Genomic DNA, 12701 nt, shown 5'->3' on the forward strand with positions numbered 1-12701 from the left:
AGGCGCGCATTCTACACGCCTTCTTCAATTCCGCAAGCAGTGTTTTCACCGCTTTTCATCGACATCAAACAAGTCCTTTGATGCGACGAGACGGACGATTATATGGGATCACAGAAGCTTGTCAAGAGCCGAACATGCACTGAACCCCGATCTCACTCTCCCGGCTCGACGATGTTGGCTGCCACGCCTGCCGAGCGCAGACGCGACGCGATCGCCTCGCTGGCGGGTCTGGAATCCTGTCCGACGACGCGGACCCGATACATTGCCTGGCCGCTGCCTCCACGGATGCGTTCGACGACGGCCGGGAAGCGCTGGGAGCGCAGGCGGTCCCGCAGCAGATTGGCGTTTTCCTCGACTCCGAAGCTGCCGACCTGCACCGCCCAGGAGCCATTGCTGGCCTGAGGCCTCCAGGGTTCGGCCGCCGGTGCGGAAGCACTGGCTCTTGAAGTGTCGCGGCTGGTCAGCTCGATCTTCGGCAGCGAAACCGGTCTGGCTGTCGCCGCCGGGGTCACGGTAGCAGGAGCTGCCTTGGCCACGACCTCAGGCTTGGGCTTCGGCGCATCGGTCGTTGCTCTGGCCGTTTCCGGAGCCGGCTTCGAAGGAGTGGCCCCGGCAGCAGGAGTCTGAGCCGGTTTCGAAGCGGGTGCGCTTGCAACGACCGGTGCCGGCTTCGGGGCTGCAGGTCTGGCTAGCGGTGCCGCCGGTGCCGGGCTGGCCGGAGCCACGCGCGGCGCGCCAGCGCCCAGATCGACCGTCCGCATGCCTTGCGGACCATCCCCGCCCGCGCTTGCCGATGGCAGGGGCAGGGTTGCGGGCGTTCGCAGCGGTTCAATAACCGGAGACTGGGCGATCGTCGATGCCGGTGCCTGCCCGGACGGAGCCGGTGCTTCGGGCGGCACGGCCTGCGGCAGGATCGCCGGCGGCAGCGCGACGGTGACCCCGCCGGGCTGCGGCGATTCCGGTCTGGGCGGGATGCTGGTTGCAACGGCCGGCGAGGTGACCGGACCGGAAGTCTTGACCACTTCCGGGACGATGATCACGGCCAGTGCGACCAGTACGGCGGTGCCGAGCAGACGCTGCTTCAGACGCTGTTCCACGACACGACTCCGGGCATGAACTTTGGCTGGGGGCGATACGAGTCAGGGTTTCAGGACATTCAAGACATTCAGCACGTAATGTGACGCGCCCGCATGGCTTCGGCAACGGTCAGGAACGATCCGCAGACGACCACACGATCGCCGGGCTGCGCCGCCGATTCCAGTTGCCGGCAGGCAGCCGTCACATCCTTGCAGGCCATGGTACCTGCTGGCAGCAAGGCCAGCATCGATTCGACCGGACGCCCGCGTGCACCGTCGAGCCCGGCCGCACACCAGCGGTCCACGACCGGCATCAGCGCTGTGATGACGCCGGCAGCGTCCTTGTCGGCAAGCATGGCCAGCAGCAGCCAGGTCTGACCGGTCACGGGACGCCACTGCAGCGTTTCGGCCAGCACCGCGGCACCGTGCGGATTATGGGTGACATCGAACACCCACTCCACGGCTCCCGATTCAATCTGGAACCGTCCGGCGAGTCGGGCAGCGGCAATCCCGCTGGCGATGGCAGCCCCGGAAACCTCGATCGACGGCAGCAGACGCAGGGCCGCAACCGCCCCCGCCGCGTTCGCCAGTTGATGCGGTCCTGCAAGAGAGGGCCAGGGCAGGTCAAGCCCGCCGCCGGGCCCCCACCAGCCCCAGCCGTCGCGCGCCTCCCGGACCCCGAACTCGTGGCCGAAGCGGTACGGCCGGGCGCCGATCGCCTGCTGATGCGCGAGCAGGCTGGCCGGTGGCGACGGATCGACGCAGATCGCCGGTCGTCCGGGACGGTAGATGCCGGCCTTCTCGCAGCCGATCGATTCGCGGTCGGGGCCGAGGAATTCGGTGTGGTCGATGCCGATCGTGGTGACGATGGCCACGTCGGCGTCGATGATGTTGACGGCATCGAGCCGTCCGCCGAGCCCGACCTCGAGCACGAGCACTTCGGGATCGAAGGCCCGCGCCAGCCAGAGCGCCGCCAGCGTGCCGAATTCGAAGTAGGTCAGCGACTGGTCATCGCGGGCCGCGTCGACCGCCGCGAACGCCCGGCACCAGTCGCCGGCCGGACATTCGCGGCCATCGAGGCGCAGGCGCTCCTCGTAGCGCAGCAGATGCGGCGAGGTGTAAGCCGCGACGCGCCGGCCGGCGGCGAGCAGCATCGCTTCGAGAAAGGCAAGCGTCGAACCCTTGCCGTTGGTGCCGCCGACCACGATCGTGCGCGCCGAGGGCTGCAGCAGGTCGAGCCTGGCCGCCACCGCACGCACGCGCTCCAGCCCGAGATCGATGCCCTTCGGATGCAGGGTTTCCTGCCAGGCCAGCCAGTCGGCGAGCGACCAGTCGCTGCGAAGCGCCGCGGGCATGTGCTCAGACCGCGGCTTCGGCCTGGGCGAGCGGCTGCGGACGTCCCGAGAGCATCGCGAGGATCGCGCCGAGGCGCGCGCGCAGTTCGCGCCGGTCGATGATCAGGTCGACCGCGCCGTGTTCGAGCAGGAATTCGCTGCGCTGGAAGCCTTCGGGCAGCTTCTCGCGCACGGTCTGCTCGATGACGCGCGGGCCGGCGAAGCCGATCAGTGCCTTCGGCTCGGCGACATTCAGATCCCCGAGCATCGCCAGACTCGCCGAAACGCCGCCGGTGGTCGGATCGGTCAGCACCGACACGAACGGCACGCCGGCCTCGGCGAGCCGCGCCAGGATGGCGCTGGTCTTGGCCATCTGCATCAGCGACACCAGCGCCTCCTGCATGCGCGCACCGCCCGAGGCCGTGAAGCACACATAGGGGACCCGCGTTTCCAGCGCCACGCGCGCGGCGCGCACGAAGCGCTCGCCGACCACCGAGCCCATCGAGCCGCCGAGGAACTCGAAGTCGAAGGCCGAGGCCACGACCGGCACGCCGAGCACCGTGCCGCTCATGGCGACCAGCGCATCCTTCTCGCCGGTGGATTTCTGCGCGGCGGCCAGGCGGTCCTTGTACTTCTTGCTGTCCTTGAACTTCAGGAAGTCGGTCGGCTCGACCTCGGCGCCGATCTCGACGCGGCCGTCCGCATCGAGGAAGCTCGCCAGCCGCTCGCGCGCGCGGATGCGCATGTGATGGTCGCACTTCGGGCAGACGTGCAGGTTGCGCTCCAGCTCGGCGCGGTACAGCACGGCGCTGCAGGCATCGCACTTCGACCAGAGCCCTTCGGGAATCTGGCGCTTGTTGCCGCCCTCGGTGCGGATGCGCGAGGGCATGAGTTTTTCGAACCAGCTCATGTCGACCATGGCTTGCACAACACTCCCGCCAGCAAAGCGGCCGGCGTCAGGAATACGGAAAAGGATCGCGGACCGGCTCAGGCCGTGACGGCATCCATCGCGGTGCGCATCGCGCCGAGCAGCGCGCCGATCTCGGCGTTCAGCTGCTGCGGATCGCCGGCCAGCGCCTCAATGCGCGAGACCAGCGCGCTGCCGACGACGACGGCATCGGCGACGCGCGCGACCGCGGCGGCGCTGTCGGCATCGCGGATGCCGAAGCCGACGCCGACCGGCACATCGACCAGCGCCTTGATGCGTGCGACCTTTTCGGCAACCTCGCCGGTATTGAGCCGGGCCGAGCCGGTCACGCCCTTCAGCGACACGTAGTACAGGTAGCCGCGCGCCAGCGCGCCGATGCGGCGGATGCGCGCCTCGGTGCTGGTCGGCGCGAGCAGGAAGATCGGATCGAGGTCGCTGGCGAGCAGCGCCTGCGTCAGCTCGTGGGCTTCCTCGGGCGGCAGGTCGACGGTCAGCACGCCGTCGACGCCGGCCTGCGCAGCGGCCTCGGCGAAGGCCGCGTAGCCCATCGCCTCGACCGGGTTCAGGTAGCCCATCAGCACGACCGGCGTGTCGGCATCCCGCTCGCGGAAGCGCCGGACCAGCGCCAGCACGTCGCGAAGGCGCGTGCCGGCGGCGAGTGCGCGCTCGCAGGCACGCTGGATCACCGGGCCGTCGGCCATCGGGTCCGAGAACGGCACGCCGAGTTCGATGATGTCGGCACCGCTGGCGACCAGCGTGTGCAGCAGGGCTTCGGTGGTGCCGATATCCGGATCGCCGGCGGTGATGTACGGGATCAGCGCGCGGCGACCGGCCGTGCGCAGGGCGTCGAATCGGGTCTGGATGCGGTTCATGGCGGCCCGGCTCTCAGATCGTGATGCCGTCGCGGGCGGCGACGGTGAAGATGTCCTTGTCGCCGCGACCGGACAGGTTGACGACGACCAGCTGGTCGGCGGCCAGCGTCGGGGCCAGCTTCTTCGCGTAGGCGAGTGCGTGCGAGCTTTCGAGCGCCGGGATGATGCCCTCGGTGCGGCAGAGCTCGTGGAAGGCGGCGAGCGCTTCGTCGTCGGTGATCGCACCGTAGCGCACGCGGCCGATGTCCTTCAGCCAGGCGTGCTCGGGACCGACGCCGGGATAGTCGAGACCGGCCGAGACCGAGTGCGTCTCGATGATCTGGCCGTTCTCGTCTTCCATCAGGTAGGTGCGGTTGCCGTGCAGCACGCCGGGGCGACCGGCGTTCAGCGGGGCCGAATGGCGACCGGTGTCGAGGCCATCGCCGGCCGCCTCGACGCCGTACATCGCGACCGAGGCGTCGTTGAGGAAGGGATGGAACAGGCCGATGGCGTTCGAGCCGCCGCCGACGCAGGCCACCAGCGCATCGGGCAGCCGGCCGAAACCGGCGAGCACCTGTTCGCGCGCCTCGCGGCCGATGATGCACTGGAAGTCGCGCACCATCATCGGATACGGGTGCGGACCGGCGACGGTGCCGATCACGTAGAAGGTGTCATCGACGTTGGTGACCCAGTCGCGCAGCGCCTCGTTCAGCGCATCCTTCAGCGTCTTCGAGCCGGACTGCACCGGCACGACGCTCGCACCGAGCAGCTTCATGCGATAGACGTTCGGCGACTGGCGCTTCACGTCCTCGGCGCCCATGTAGACCACGCATTCGAGTCCGAGACGCGCGGCGATGGTCGCGGTCGCGACGCCGTGCTGGCCGGCGCCGGTCTCGGCGATGATGCGCGTCTTGCCGAGGCGCTTCGCGAGCAGGGCCTGGCCGATGGTGTTGTTGACCTTGTGCGCGCCGGTGTGGTTGAGGTCCTCGCGCTTCAGCAGGATCTGCGCCCCGCCCCAGTTCCGCGACAGGCGCTCGGCGTGATAGAGCGGCGACGGCCGCCCGACGTAGTGCGACAGGTCGCGGTCGAGTTCGGCGAGAAAATCGGGATCGTCGCGAAAGCGCGCGTAGGCATCGCGCAGTTCCTCGAGCGCCGCCATCAGCGTCTCGGCCACGAACAGGCCGCCGTACGGCCCGAAATGGCCGTCCGCGTCCGGGAAGCGGCTGAAGTCGATCACATCACCCACGGTCATCTCCGTTTCTGACTGCCTGCATGAACGCGCCGATCTTGCGCGCGTCCTTGATGCCTTTTGCTGCCTCGACGCCGCTCGACACGTCGACGGCCCAGGGCCGCACGCGGTAGATCGCGTGCGCAACGTTGTCGGGATCGAGCCCGCCGGCGAGCACGAGCGGCAGCGTGCGCCGCGCCGGAATCCGCGACCAGTCGAAGGCTTCGCCGCTGCCGCCGCTGCGCTCGCCGCCGTGGCTGTCGAGCAGAAGCCCGGCGGCGTCCGGGAAGCGGCGCGCGTAGTCATCGACCTCGGCCCCGGCGCCCATCGGCACGGCGCGCAGATACGGCCGGCCGAAGCCGCTGCAGAACTCGCGCGGCTCGTCGCCGTGAAACTGCAGCAGCGTCGGCGACAGGTGCGCCATCACCGCCCGCACGTACTCGGCCCCGGCGTTCTGGAACAGCGCGACGCAGGCGACGAATGGCGGCAGCACGGCGATCACCGCCGCCGCCTGCTCGATCGACACGCAGCGCGGACTCTTCGGCACGAACACCAGCCCGATCGCATCGGCTCCGGCGCGCACGCAGGCGAGCGCATCCTCGGCGCGCGTCAAACCGCAGATCTTGACTCGGGTGCGATGCATGGGCGCGGGCGGTCCGGTCGGCGACAAGGCGCGGAAGGGTAACAAAAACGTTTCGCCGCGGCACGGTCGTGCCGAAGCCTGCCCCTGCCGCGCGCGTTCAGAACAGCACCGGCAGCGCCGACGGGTTGCCGGACGGCAACCCGAAGCGTTGCGGATACTGCACGTGCAGGAAATACAGGCCGTCGGCCGGTGCCGTGACACCGCCGTGGCGGCGGTCGCGACCGGCGAGCACCTCGGCCGCCCACGCGATCGGCCGCTCGCCGCCGCCGATCGCGAGCAGCACGCCGGCGATGTTGCGCACCATGTGGTGCAGGAAGGCGTTGGCCTCGACCTCGAGCACGACCAGATCGCCGTGGCGCGCGACTTCGAGCGCGTACAGCGCCCGCCGCGGATGCTCGGCCTGGCAGCCGGCAGCGCGGAAGGCGGAAAAATCATGCTCGCCGAGCAGGGCCTGACCGGCCTCGTGCATGCGCCTGGCATCGAGCGGCCGGTACCAGTGCGTCGCCCGCCCGGCGGTGAGCGCCGGCCGGTAGCGGCGGTTCAGGATCACGTAGCGATAGCGGCGCGCAACTGCCGAGAAACGCGCGTGGAAGTCTTCGGGCACCGGCTGCGCCCAGGTCACGGCGACATCCGGCGGCAGCTGGCTGTTGCTGCCCATGACCCAGGCGTGCGCGCTGCGCACAGCGCCGGTGTCGAAATGCACGACCTGCCCGGCGCCATGCACGCCGGCGTCGGTGCGCCCGGCGCAGGTCACCGCGACCGGCCGGTCGGCGATGCGCGTCAGTGCGGCCTCGAGGGCGCCCTGCACGGTGCGCACGCCCTCCTCCTGGGTCTGCCAGCCGCGAAAGGCCGAGCCGTCATATTCGATGCCGAGGGCGATGCGCATGGGTCCGGTCGGGTCGGTGAGCCGCAAAACGGCAAAGCATGCCGCTTGCGACCGGCTCAGGCCAGCGCGTGCATGCCGGCGAACGCCAGCGCGATGGCGAGCGGCAGTCGCCACTCCCGCAGCGCCGGCAGCGGCGGCACCGCCACGGTGAGCCGGTCTGCCGGCGCGAAGTCCGCGGCCGGCTGTCCTGCGGCGGCGAACACGGCGCGCGCCGCCCCCGTCCAGCGGCCCAGCCGGCCGCTGCCGGCATCGGCCGGAGCCGTCATGCGTGCCTGCAGCAGCGGCAGCGCCTCGAAACAGAGCGCCACGCGCACCGCCAGCCGCTCCCGGAAGCCACCGCCGGCCGGGGCCAGCCGGTACAGCGCCCCGGCCACGCCGTGCGTCCCGGCCAGCGCCAGCACCAGCGCCGCGGCAGCGACGAGTTCGAGCAGCACCAGCGCGCGCCAGAGCGCGAGCCAGAGGCCCTGCACGCTCGGCGAGGCGCCGCCGAGTGCCGGCAGCAGCGTCAGGCCCGGCGTGAACCAGCCATGCGTGATCACGACGGCGAGCAGCAGCCAGCGCACCCGCCGCAGCGCCCGGCGCAGGGTTCCGGCCGGCAGCACCGGCCCCGTTCCCCAGCGGGCGAACGCGAGCAGCAGCGCCCCGAGCAGCAGCGCAGGCGGTGCCGCCGGTGCGATGCCGAGGGCGAACGCGACGAAGCTTGCGAGCAGGATGACGGGATTCATGGCGGCAGCCCTTCCCGGGGGTCGCGCAGGGGCGCGGCAGGATAGCGGCCAAAGCGGCCGATCACGATGGCATCGGCGTGCTTGATGGCCATCAAGCCGCACCGGCCCCCGCCTGGCCGACACTGCGCGCCCGCCCGCGCCATGCCGGCGCGGGCCCTGCCTTCCGGAACCCGCCGATGCCCGAATCTTCCTGCCGTACCGACCGCCTGCGTCCGCTCGCGATCGCGGTGCTGACCGTTTCCGATACCCGCACGGCTGCCGGGGACCAGTCCGGCGCGCTGCTCGTCGAGCGGCTGCAGGACGCCGGTCACCAGCTGGTGGCGCGGGCGCTGGAGCCGGACGACCTGTACCGGCTGCGCGCCCGCGTGTCGCAGTGGATCGCCGATGCGGCGGTCGAGGTCGTGCTGGTCACCGGCGGCACCGGGCCGACCGGACGCGATCGCACGCCGGAAGCCCTGCGCCCGCTGCTCGACAAGGAACTCGAAGGTTTCGGGGAACTGTTCCGGCAGCTCTCGTACCAGGAGATCGGTACGGCCGCGGTGTTCTCGCGGGCGCTGGCCGGCGTGGCCAACGGCACGCTGGTCGTGGCGCTGCCGGGTTCGCCCGGCGCCTGCCGCACGGCCTGGGACGGCATCCTCGCCGGGCAGCTCGACAGCCGCCGCGGGCACTGCAACTACGTGGCACTGATGCCGCGGCTCACCGAAACCTGAGCCCGGACGGTGGCCGGCGGTGCAGGCGATTCAGATGCCGCGGCCGCGGCCGAGGCGGAACTCGACGATCTCGACCAGCGCGGCCTCCTCGGCGCGGCTCAGGCCGCCGAGGCGGTGCATCAGCGCGCGCGCGTCGATGTGCCACTTGCCGTCGAGACCGCGGCGCTGGATTTCGTGGCAGACGGTCGCGTACAGACGGCGCAGCGCATCGGTTTCCTCGAGGTTGATGTCGGCGAGGGCTTCGGACAGCGCCGACCATTCGGCATCGGAAAAGGCCGGGCAGGAGTTGGCGAGGATGTCCTCGTAGCGACGCAGCAGCACGGCGAGCCGGTGATCGGCGACGGGCAGGGCAACGGAAGCAGACATGGGGGAAAACCTGATCGGTCGGGTTTGCACTGGAGAGTTCGATGACCCGTACCGATCGCTTCCGTGCGCGCTGCGGGCCGTTTTCCGGTGCGCCGCACGGAGGTGCGGAACGCCGGTTTTGCGTGCCGCTAGTTCTGGCATGGGCACCCGGCAGCCGCAAGCCGGGTCGGCCGGAGAAATGGTCTTGTTTACGATTCAGATCGTTACAGACTGTTCCGCCACCGCCGCGCGGCCATCCCCGATCCGCTGCCGCCAGCCGCGCCCCGTCCGGATCGCCCGCACGAGGTTCAGGGCCAGCAGCCCCCAGGCGAGCACGCCGGCGGCACCGGCCGGCCGGGCCAGGGCCGGCAGCGTGCAGGCCGCCAGCGTCAGCCCCACCGACAGGAACTGGGCCGCGAACTGGCGCTGCAGGGCGGCGGCCGGGATCAGCTCGCGGACGTTCGGCGCCAGGGCGGCGCTGCGGACCGCGCGCAGGCGGTTCGAGAGATCCAGCCAGACCAGAAACGCGACGATGCGCTGCAGCATGCCGGCGACCAGCGTCGTGCCGAAGCCGAGGAGCCACAGCAGGCCGCTCAGCATTTCGGTGGAGGAACCGCTCCCGCCGCTGCCGGTGCGCAGCCCGAACCGCCCGGCGAGCCAGAGGCAGACCGCGAGGGCGGCGCAGCCGAGCGCGAGCTTCCAGTAGCCGAGCCACGGATCCGGCAGCCGGCGCCGGCGCCGGTGCTGCAGCCACAGCGTGCAGGCGGCGAAGCCGAGCAGCGCCGCGCCGGCGGCCAGCGCCGCTCATGGCACAGCCAGTCCGGCAGCGGCCAGCCGGCATCGAGGCTCGCCAGCCCCAGCGCGGCGACGCTCACCGGGGCAAGCCCGGTGCGCAGCCAGCGCGGATACGGGGCCGTGATCGAGAACATCGGCACGACCTGCCAGGCCACCGCCGCCACCAGCAGTCCGACCCAGCCGATCAGCGCCCAGCCGGCGTGCAGGTCGGTCAGCCGGCGCAGCAGCGGCACGCCGGCCCAGCCGTGGCCGGCGGCCAGCGTGAAACCGAGCGCGGCGGCGATCAGGAACGACAGGCCGGCCCAGCCGATCGTGCGCGCGCTCTCGCCGCTGCGCGGCGAGCGCCACCAGGCCGGCAGCGCAGCCGCGGCATAGACCAGCAGTGCGCAGAGCAGCAGTGCGCTGCCAAAGCGCACGAGTGGCGCCGTGCCGGTCCCGAGCCCGCCGGCGAACAGCACGATGCCGGGCAGCAGCAGCGCCTGCACGCCGGCGGCGATCGGCGCAGCCCGGCGCAACGGCGCACCGACGAGCACCGGCAGCAGCTGGATCAGCGCACCGAGCATCGCGCTCAGCAGCACGCCGAGGGCGAGCAGATGCACGTAGGCCAGCGCCTGCGGCTGCCAGCGCCCCGCCATCACCGCCGGACCGGCCCAGAGCAGCCAGCCACCGGCCAGCGCACCGAAGACCGGCACGCTCAGGAACCAGCGCAGCGGCAGCGCGAGCGGCGGCGAGGCAGCGTAGGAGAGGCCGGCGTTCATGCGCAGCCGTCGCCGTCGTCATCTCCGGCGCAGGCGGCACTGGCGAGCGGATCGTCCAGCCGCCAGATCAGCGCCTCGTAGCGCCCGGGTTCCGAGACCAGCACGCGATACGCGCAATCGCGTTCGAGCAGATGCCCGTACAGCGGGAAGGGTTCGCGCCGGTGCAGCAGGCGCAGCCACTCGCCCGGGCCGAGCGCATCCACGGCATCCAGCGTCGCGAACAGTGGTTCCGGCGGCTCCAGGCCACCGACATCGAGCAGGTGTTCCGCGGTCGTCATCGTCGTGCGTCCTGCAGGCAGTCAGGCGCTGACCGCCGCCGGGCGCAGGCCATCGAGCAGCGCCGGCAGGCGAGCCGCAAGCAGCCGGGCGGCCATCGGGAACAGGATCTGTTCCTCCTTCATGTTGTGCTGCTGCATCAGCAGCACCAGCGTGTCGGACAGGCCCAGCCAGGCATCGGCATCGCAGCGCTCGCCGGCGCCGCGCAACGCATCGAGCAGCGTGCGGATCTGCTCGTGCTCGTCGCGCATGACCCGCGTCGGACCGCAACCGCTGCCGGTGGCGGCCTCGAAGGCCGGGAACAGCACGGCTTCCTCGCGCCGGAAGTGGGCGCGCAGTTCGTCATCGAGGGCGCTGCCGGCGGCACGGGCGGCCGGCCAGTCGCCGGCGGCCACCTGCAGTTCGGCATCGGCGAGGGCCGCATCCGCCTGGCGGTGCTGGCCTTCGAGCAGTTCATTCAGCGGATTCATGGACATGCACGCAGCAACGGAGAAGGTGCCAGGCAGTCTGCAGAGGGATCGTCCGTGCGCCCTTAACCTGCATCAACCGCATCGGGCCACCGGACGGGGTATGCAGACAGGAGAGTCGTGCGCCCGCCGGCGGCCGACCTATCATGCGCGGATGCCACCATCCCCCGCCCCCGAAGCCCTCGATCGCCTGCTGCGCCAGACCTATCTGTTCGCGGCCCTGGACGAGCCCCGGCTCGCCGTCGTACGCCACGGCATGCGCGTGCTGCACCTGCACGAAGGCCAGCGCCTGTTCGATGTCGGCCAGCCGGCCGAGCGCTTCTTCCTGGTCGCCAGCGGCCAGATCAAGCTGTTTCGCGTGTCGCTGGACGGCAACGAGAAGGTCATCGAGATCGCCGGCCCCGGCAAGACCTTCGCCGAGGCGGTGATGTTCATGCAGCGCCGTGATTATCCGGTCAGCACCGCGGCGCTGACCGAGGCGCGGGTCTGCTCGTTCGACAATCACACCTACCTCGAACTGCTGCGCGCCTCGCCGTCGCTCTGCCTGAGCATGCTCGGCGAGATGAGCATGCGCCTGCATGCGCGGCTGAACGAGATCGATCACCTGACGCTGCAGAACGCGAGCTTCCGCGTCGTGCACTACCTGATCGATCAGCTGATCGAGCACGGCGACGGCAGCGGCAGCATCGATCTGTCGACGCCGAAGAACATCATCGCCTCGCGCGTATCGATCAAGCCGGAAACCTTCTCGCGCATCCTGCGCACGCTGGCCGACGAAGGCATCGTGCGCATCGACGGCAAGCACATCGAGGTGCCGGACTGCCGTCGCCTGCAGCAGTGGGGGCGCTGAATCCGGCTTCACCATCCTTAACCGGGCAGGCGCCACCGGCACCGCTATGCTGCGCGCTTCGTCCCCGGGGTCCGCGCCGGCCGGGGGCGCAGCCGGGGGTGACGGAAGCGCCCTGACCGCCCTGCTGCCGACCCGCGGCGCCCAGCAGAAGCCCCGGCATGGTTCCCAGCTTGCGCCAGCGATCGCCGTCCACCGCGGACGACGGTCTCGCGACGACGGTTTCCAACCACATCGGTCTCGCCTACTTCGAGGCCCTCGTGCGCCGGCTCGCCGTCGCGCTCGATGCCGGCTTCGCCTGCGTCGCCCGCCATGAGCCGGAAACCGGCCGTCTGCTTCCGGTCGCAAGCCACAGCACCGATGACGCGCACGACTGGCCGGCGGCCCTCGACGGTGCGCCCTGGCCGCTGGTGCTCGCCGGGGTCACGGTGCTGCAGGCCGACGGGGCCGATGCGCTGTATGCCGGCAACACCGCTCTCGCCGGCGTGCGCGCCTGCGCCGGCACGCCGCTCGTCGATGCCGGCGGCCGCACGCTCGGTCTGATCGCGGTGCTCGGCCGGCGGCCGTTCGCGCAGCCGGCGATGGTTGCTCTGGTGCTGGAGCTGTTCGCCGAGCGGGCAGCGGCCGAACTCGAACGGCTGGCGGCCGAGCGCGAACTGCAGCGCACCGGGGCGGCGCTGCGCCGCCAGCAGCTCGCGCTGCTGCGCATCGTGCATGCCGAGCTGCTGGTCGAGGCCGAGGCCGACACCGCCCTCGCACGCATCGCCGAGATCGCCGGCGAGACCCTGGATGCCGATCGCGCCGAAATCTGGCAGGCCGATGCGGCTTTCGG

16 protein-coding genes are annotated in these 12701 nt (G+C 71.0%); 3 read left to right on the forward strand and 13 right to left on the reverse strand.

All coding sequences use genetic code 11. The features are described from left to right. Positions 1 to 152: 152 nt before the first annotated feature. The 8 genes from PKE44_RS06790 to PKE44_RS06825 form a co-directional block, all read right to left on the reverse strand. A complete protein-coding gene (locus tag PKE44_RS06790) occupies positions 153 to 1097 on the reverse strand; it encodes an SPOR domain-containing protein (RefSeq protein ID WP_324549366.1) in 945 nt (314 codons plus the stop codon). Positions 1098 to 1165: 68 nt separating this feature from the next. Continuing rightward, a complete protein-coding gene (folC, locus tag PKE44_RS06795) occupies positions 1166 to 2431 on the reverse strand; it encodes a bifunctional tetrahydrofolate synthase/dihydrofolate synthase (protein WP_324549368.1) in 1266 nt (421 codons plus the stop codon). 4 nt (positions 2432 to 2435) lie between these two features. Next, positions 2436 to 3320, reverse strand: a complete 885-nt coding sequence (accD, locus tag PKE44_RS06800) for an acetyl-CoA carboxylase, carboxyltransferase subunit beta (RefSeq protein WP_324549400.1) — start codon at positions 3318 to 3320, stop codon at positions 2436 to 2438. 77 nt (positions 3321 to 3397) lie between these two features. Further along, positions 3398 to 4210 carry a tryptophan synthase subunit alpha gene (gene trpA, locus PKE44_RS06805; RefSeq protein ID WP_324549370.1) on the reverse strand — a complete coding sequence of 271 codons (813 nt, stop codon included), beginning with the start codon at positions 4208 to 4210 and terminating at the stop codon, positions 3398 to 3400. A gap of 13 nt (positions 4211 to 4223) precedes the next feature. Beyond that, complete coding sequence (gene trpB, locus PKE44_RS06810) at positions 4224 to 5435, reverse strand: tryptophan synthase subunit beta (RefSeq protein ID WP_324549373.1); 1212 nt, start codon at positions 5433 to 5435, stop codon at positions 4224 to 4226. Further along, on the reverse strand, positions 5428 to 6060 hold the full coding sequence (locus PKE44_RS06815) for a phosphoribosylanthranilate isomerase (RefSeq protein ID WP_324549375.1): 633 nt from the start codon (positions 6058 to 6060) through the stop codon (positions 5428 to 5430). The genes trpB and PKE44_RS06815 overlap by 8 nt, the downstream gene beginning before the upstream one ends. Before the next feature lie 97 nt (positions 6061 to 6157). After that, positions 6158 to 6946 carry a tRNA pseudouridine(38-40) synthase TruA gene (truA, locus tag PKE44_RS06820; protein WP_324549377.1) on the reverse strand — a complete coding sequence of 263 codons (789 nt, stop codon included), beginning with the start codon at positions 6944 to 6946 and terminating at the stop codon, positions 6158 to 6160. 56 nt (positions 6947 to 7002) lie between these two features. Then, entirely contained in the window at positions 7003 to 7671 is a 669-nt protein-coding gene (locus tag PKE44_RS06825) for a hypothetical protein (RefSeq protein WP_324549379.1), read from the reverse strand. 176 nt (positions 7672 to 7847) lie between these two features. Here PKE44_RS06825 and moaB point away from each other — a divergent pair, with 176 nt between their 5' ends. Then, the gene (moaB, locus tag PKE44_RS06830) at positions 7848 to 8381 is read left to right on the forward strand and encodes a molybdenum cofactor biosynthesis protein B (protein ID WP_324549381.1); all 534 of its coding nucleotides are present in this window, start codon (positions 7848 to 7850) and stop codon (positions 8379 to 8381) included. A 30-nt stretch (positions 8382 to 8411) separates the two neighbouring features. Here the strand turns inward: moaB and PKE44_RS06835 are convergent, their stop codons facing one another. The 5 genes from PKE44_RS06835 to PKE44_RS06855 all read right to left on the reverse strand — a co-directional run bounded on the left by PKE44_RS06835 (position 8412) and on the right by PKE44_RS06855 (position 11025). Further along, positions 8412 to 8747: a hypothetical protein gene (locus PKE44_RS06835; protein WP_324549383.1), complete on the reverse strand. Its 336-nt coding sequence runs from the start codon at positions 8745 to 8747 to the stop codon at positions 8412 to 8414. Between the two features lie 195 nt (positions 8748 to 8942). Next, complete coding sequence (locus PKE44_RS06840; protein ID WP_324549385.1) at positions 8943 to 9326, reverse strand: hypothetical protein; 384 nt, start codon at positions 9324 to 9326, stop codon at positions 8943 to 8945. Further along, positions 9320 to 10279, reverse strand: a complete 960-nt coding sequence (locus PKE44_RS06845) for a hypothetical protein (RefSeq protein ID WP_324549387.1) — start codon at positions 10277 to 10279, stop codon at positions 9320 to 9322. The genes PKE44_RS06840 and PKE44_RS06845 overlap by 7 nt, the downstream gene beginning before the upstream one ends. Beyond that, positions 10276 to 10557, reverse strand: coding sequence for a DUF2249 domain-containing protein (locus PKE44_RS06850; RefSeq protein WP_324549390.1), 282 nt, complete (start codon positions 10555 to 10557; stop codon positions 10276 to 10278). Before PKE44_RS06850 ends, PKE44_RS06845 begins: the two co-directional genes overlap by 4 nt. Before the next feature lie 21 nt (positions 10558 to 10578). Continuing rightward, positions 10579 to 11025 (reverse strand): hemerythrin domain-containing protein, encoded by a 447-nt coding sequence (locus tag PKE44_RS06855; protein WP_324549392.1) that lies wholly within the window; start codon positions 11023 to 11025, stop codon positions 10579 to 10581. Between the two features lie 151 nt (positions 11026 to 11176). Between PKE44_RS06855 and PKE44_RS06860 the strand changes: the two genes are divergently transcribed. Together PKE44_RS06860 and PKE44_RS06865 are read left to right on the forward strand one after the other, a co-directional pair. Continuing rightward, positions 11177 to 11872 (forward strand): Crp/Fnr family transcriptional regulator, encoded by a 696-nt coding sequence (locus PKE44_RS06860; RefSeq protein WP_324549394.1) that lies wholly within the window; start codon positions 11177 to 11179, stop codon positions 11870 to 11872. 158 nt (positions 11873 to 12030) lie between these two features. Continuing rightward, positions 12031 to 12701 (forward strand): GAF domain-containing protein (locus PKE44_RS06865; protein ID WP_324549396.1); only part of this gene is annotated, 671 nt, incomplete at its 3' end.

It is taken from the genome of Plasticicumulans sp. (assembly GCF_035331805.1).
Classification (GTDB): Bacteria; Pseudomonadota; Gammaproteobacteria; order Competibacterales; family Competibacteraceae; genus Plasticicumulans.

Bases quoted from the DNA above. Each gene is read 5' to 3' on its own strand.
- folC (WP_324549368.1), bottom strand. From the start codon at position 2,431: ATGCCCGCGGCGCTTCGCAGCGACTGGTCGCTCGCCGACTGGCTGGCC.
- accD (WP_324549400.1), bottom strand. From the start codon at position 3,320: ATGAGCTGGTTCGAAAAACTCATGCCCTCGCGCATCCGCACCGAGGGC.
- trpA (WP_324549370.1), bottom strand. From the start codon at position 4,210: ATGAACCGCATCCAGACCCGATTCGACGCCCTGCGCACGGCCGGTCGC.
- PKE44_RS06815 (WP_324549375.1), bottom strand. From the start codon at position 6,060: ATGCATCGCACCCGAGTCAAGATCTGCGGTTTGACGCGCGCCGAGGAT.
- truA (WP_324549377.1), bottom strand. From the start codon at position 6,946: ATGCGCATCGCCCTCGGCATCGAATATGACGGCTCGGCCTTTCGCGGC.
- PKE44_RS06825 (WP_324549379.1), bottom strand. From the start codon at position 7,671: ATGAATCCCGTCATCCTGCTCGCAAGCTTCGTCGCGTTCGCCCTCGGC.
- moaB (WP_324549381.1), top strand. From the start codon at position 7,848: ATGCCCGAATCTTCCTGCCGTACCGACCGCCTGCGTCCGCTCGCGATC.
- PKE44_RS06835 (WP_324549383.1), bottom strand. From the start codon at position 8,747: ATGTCTGCTTCCGTTGCCCTGCCCGTCGCCGATCACCGGCTCGCCGTG.
- PKE44_RS06840 (WP_324549385.1), bottom strand. From the start codon at position 9,326: ATGCTGAGCGGCCTGCTGTGGCTCCTCGGCTTCGGCACGACGCTGGTC.
- PKE44_RS06845 (WP_324549387.1), bottom strand. From the start codon at position 10,279: ATGAACGCCGGCCTCTCCTACGCTGCCTCGCCGCCGCTCGCGCTGCCG.
- PKE44_RS06850 (WP_324549390.1), bottom strand. From the start codon at position 10,557: ATGACGACCGCGGAACACCTGCTCGATGTCGGTGGCCTGGAGCCGCCG.
- PKE44_RS06855 (WP_324549392.1), bottom strand. From the start codon at position 11,025: ATGAATCCGCTGAATGAACTGCTCGAAGGCCAGCACCGCCAGGCGGAT.
- PKE44_RS06860 (WP_324549394.1), top strand. From the start codon at position 11,177: ATGCCACCATCCCCCGCCCCCGAAGCCCTCGATCGCCTGCTGCGCCAG.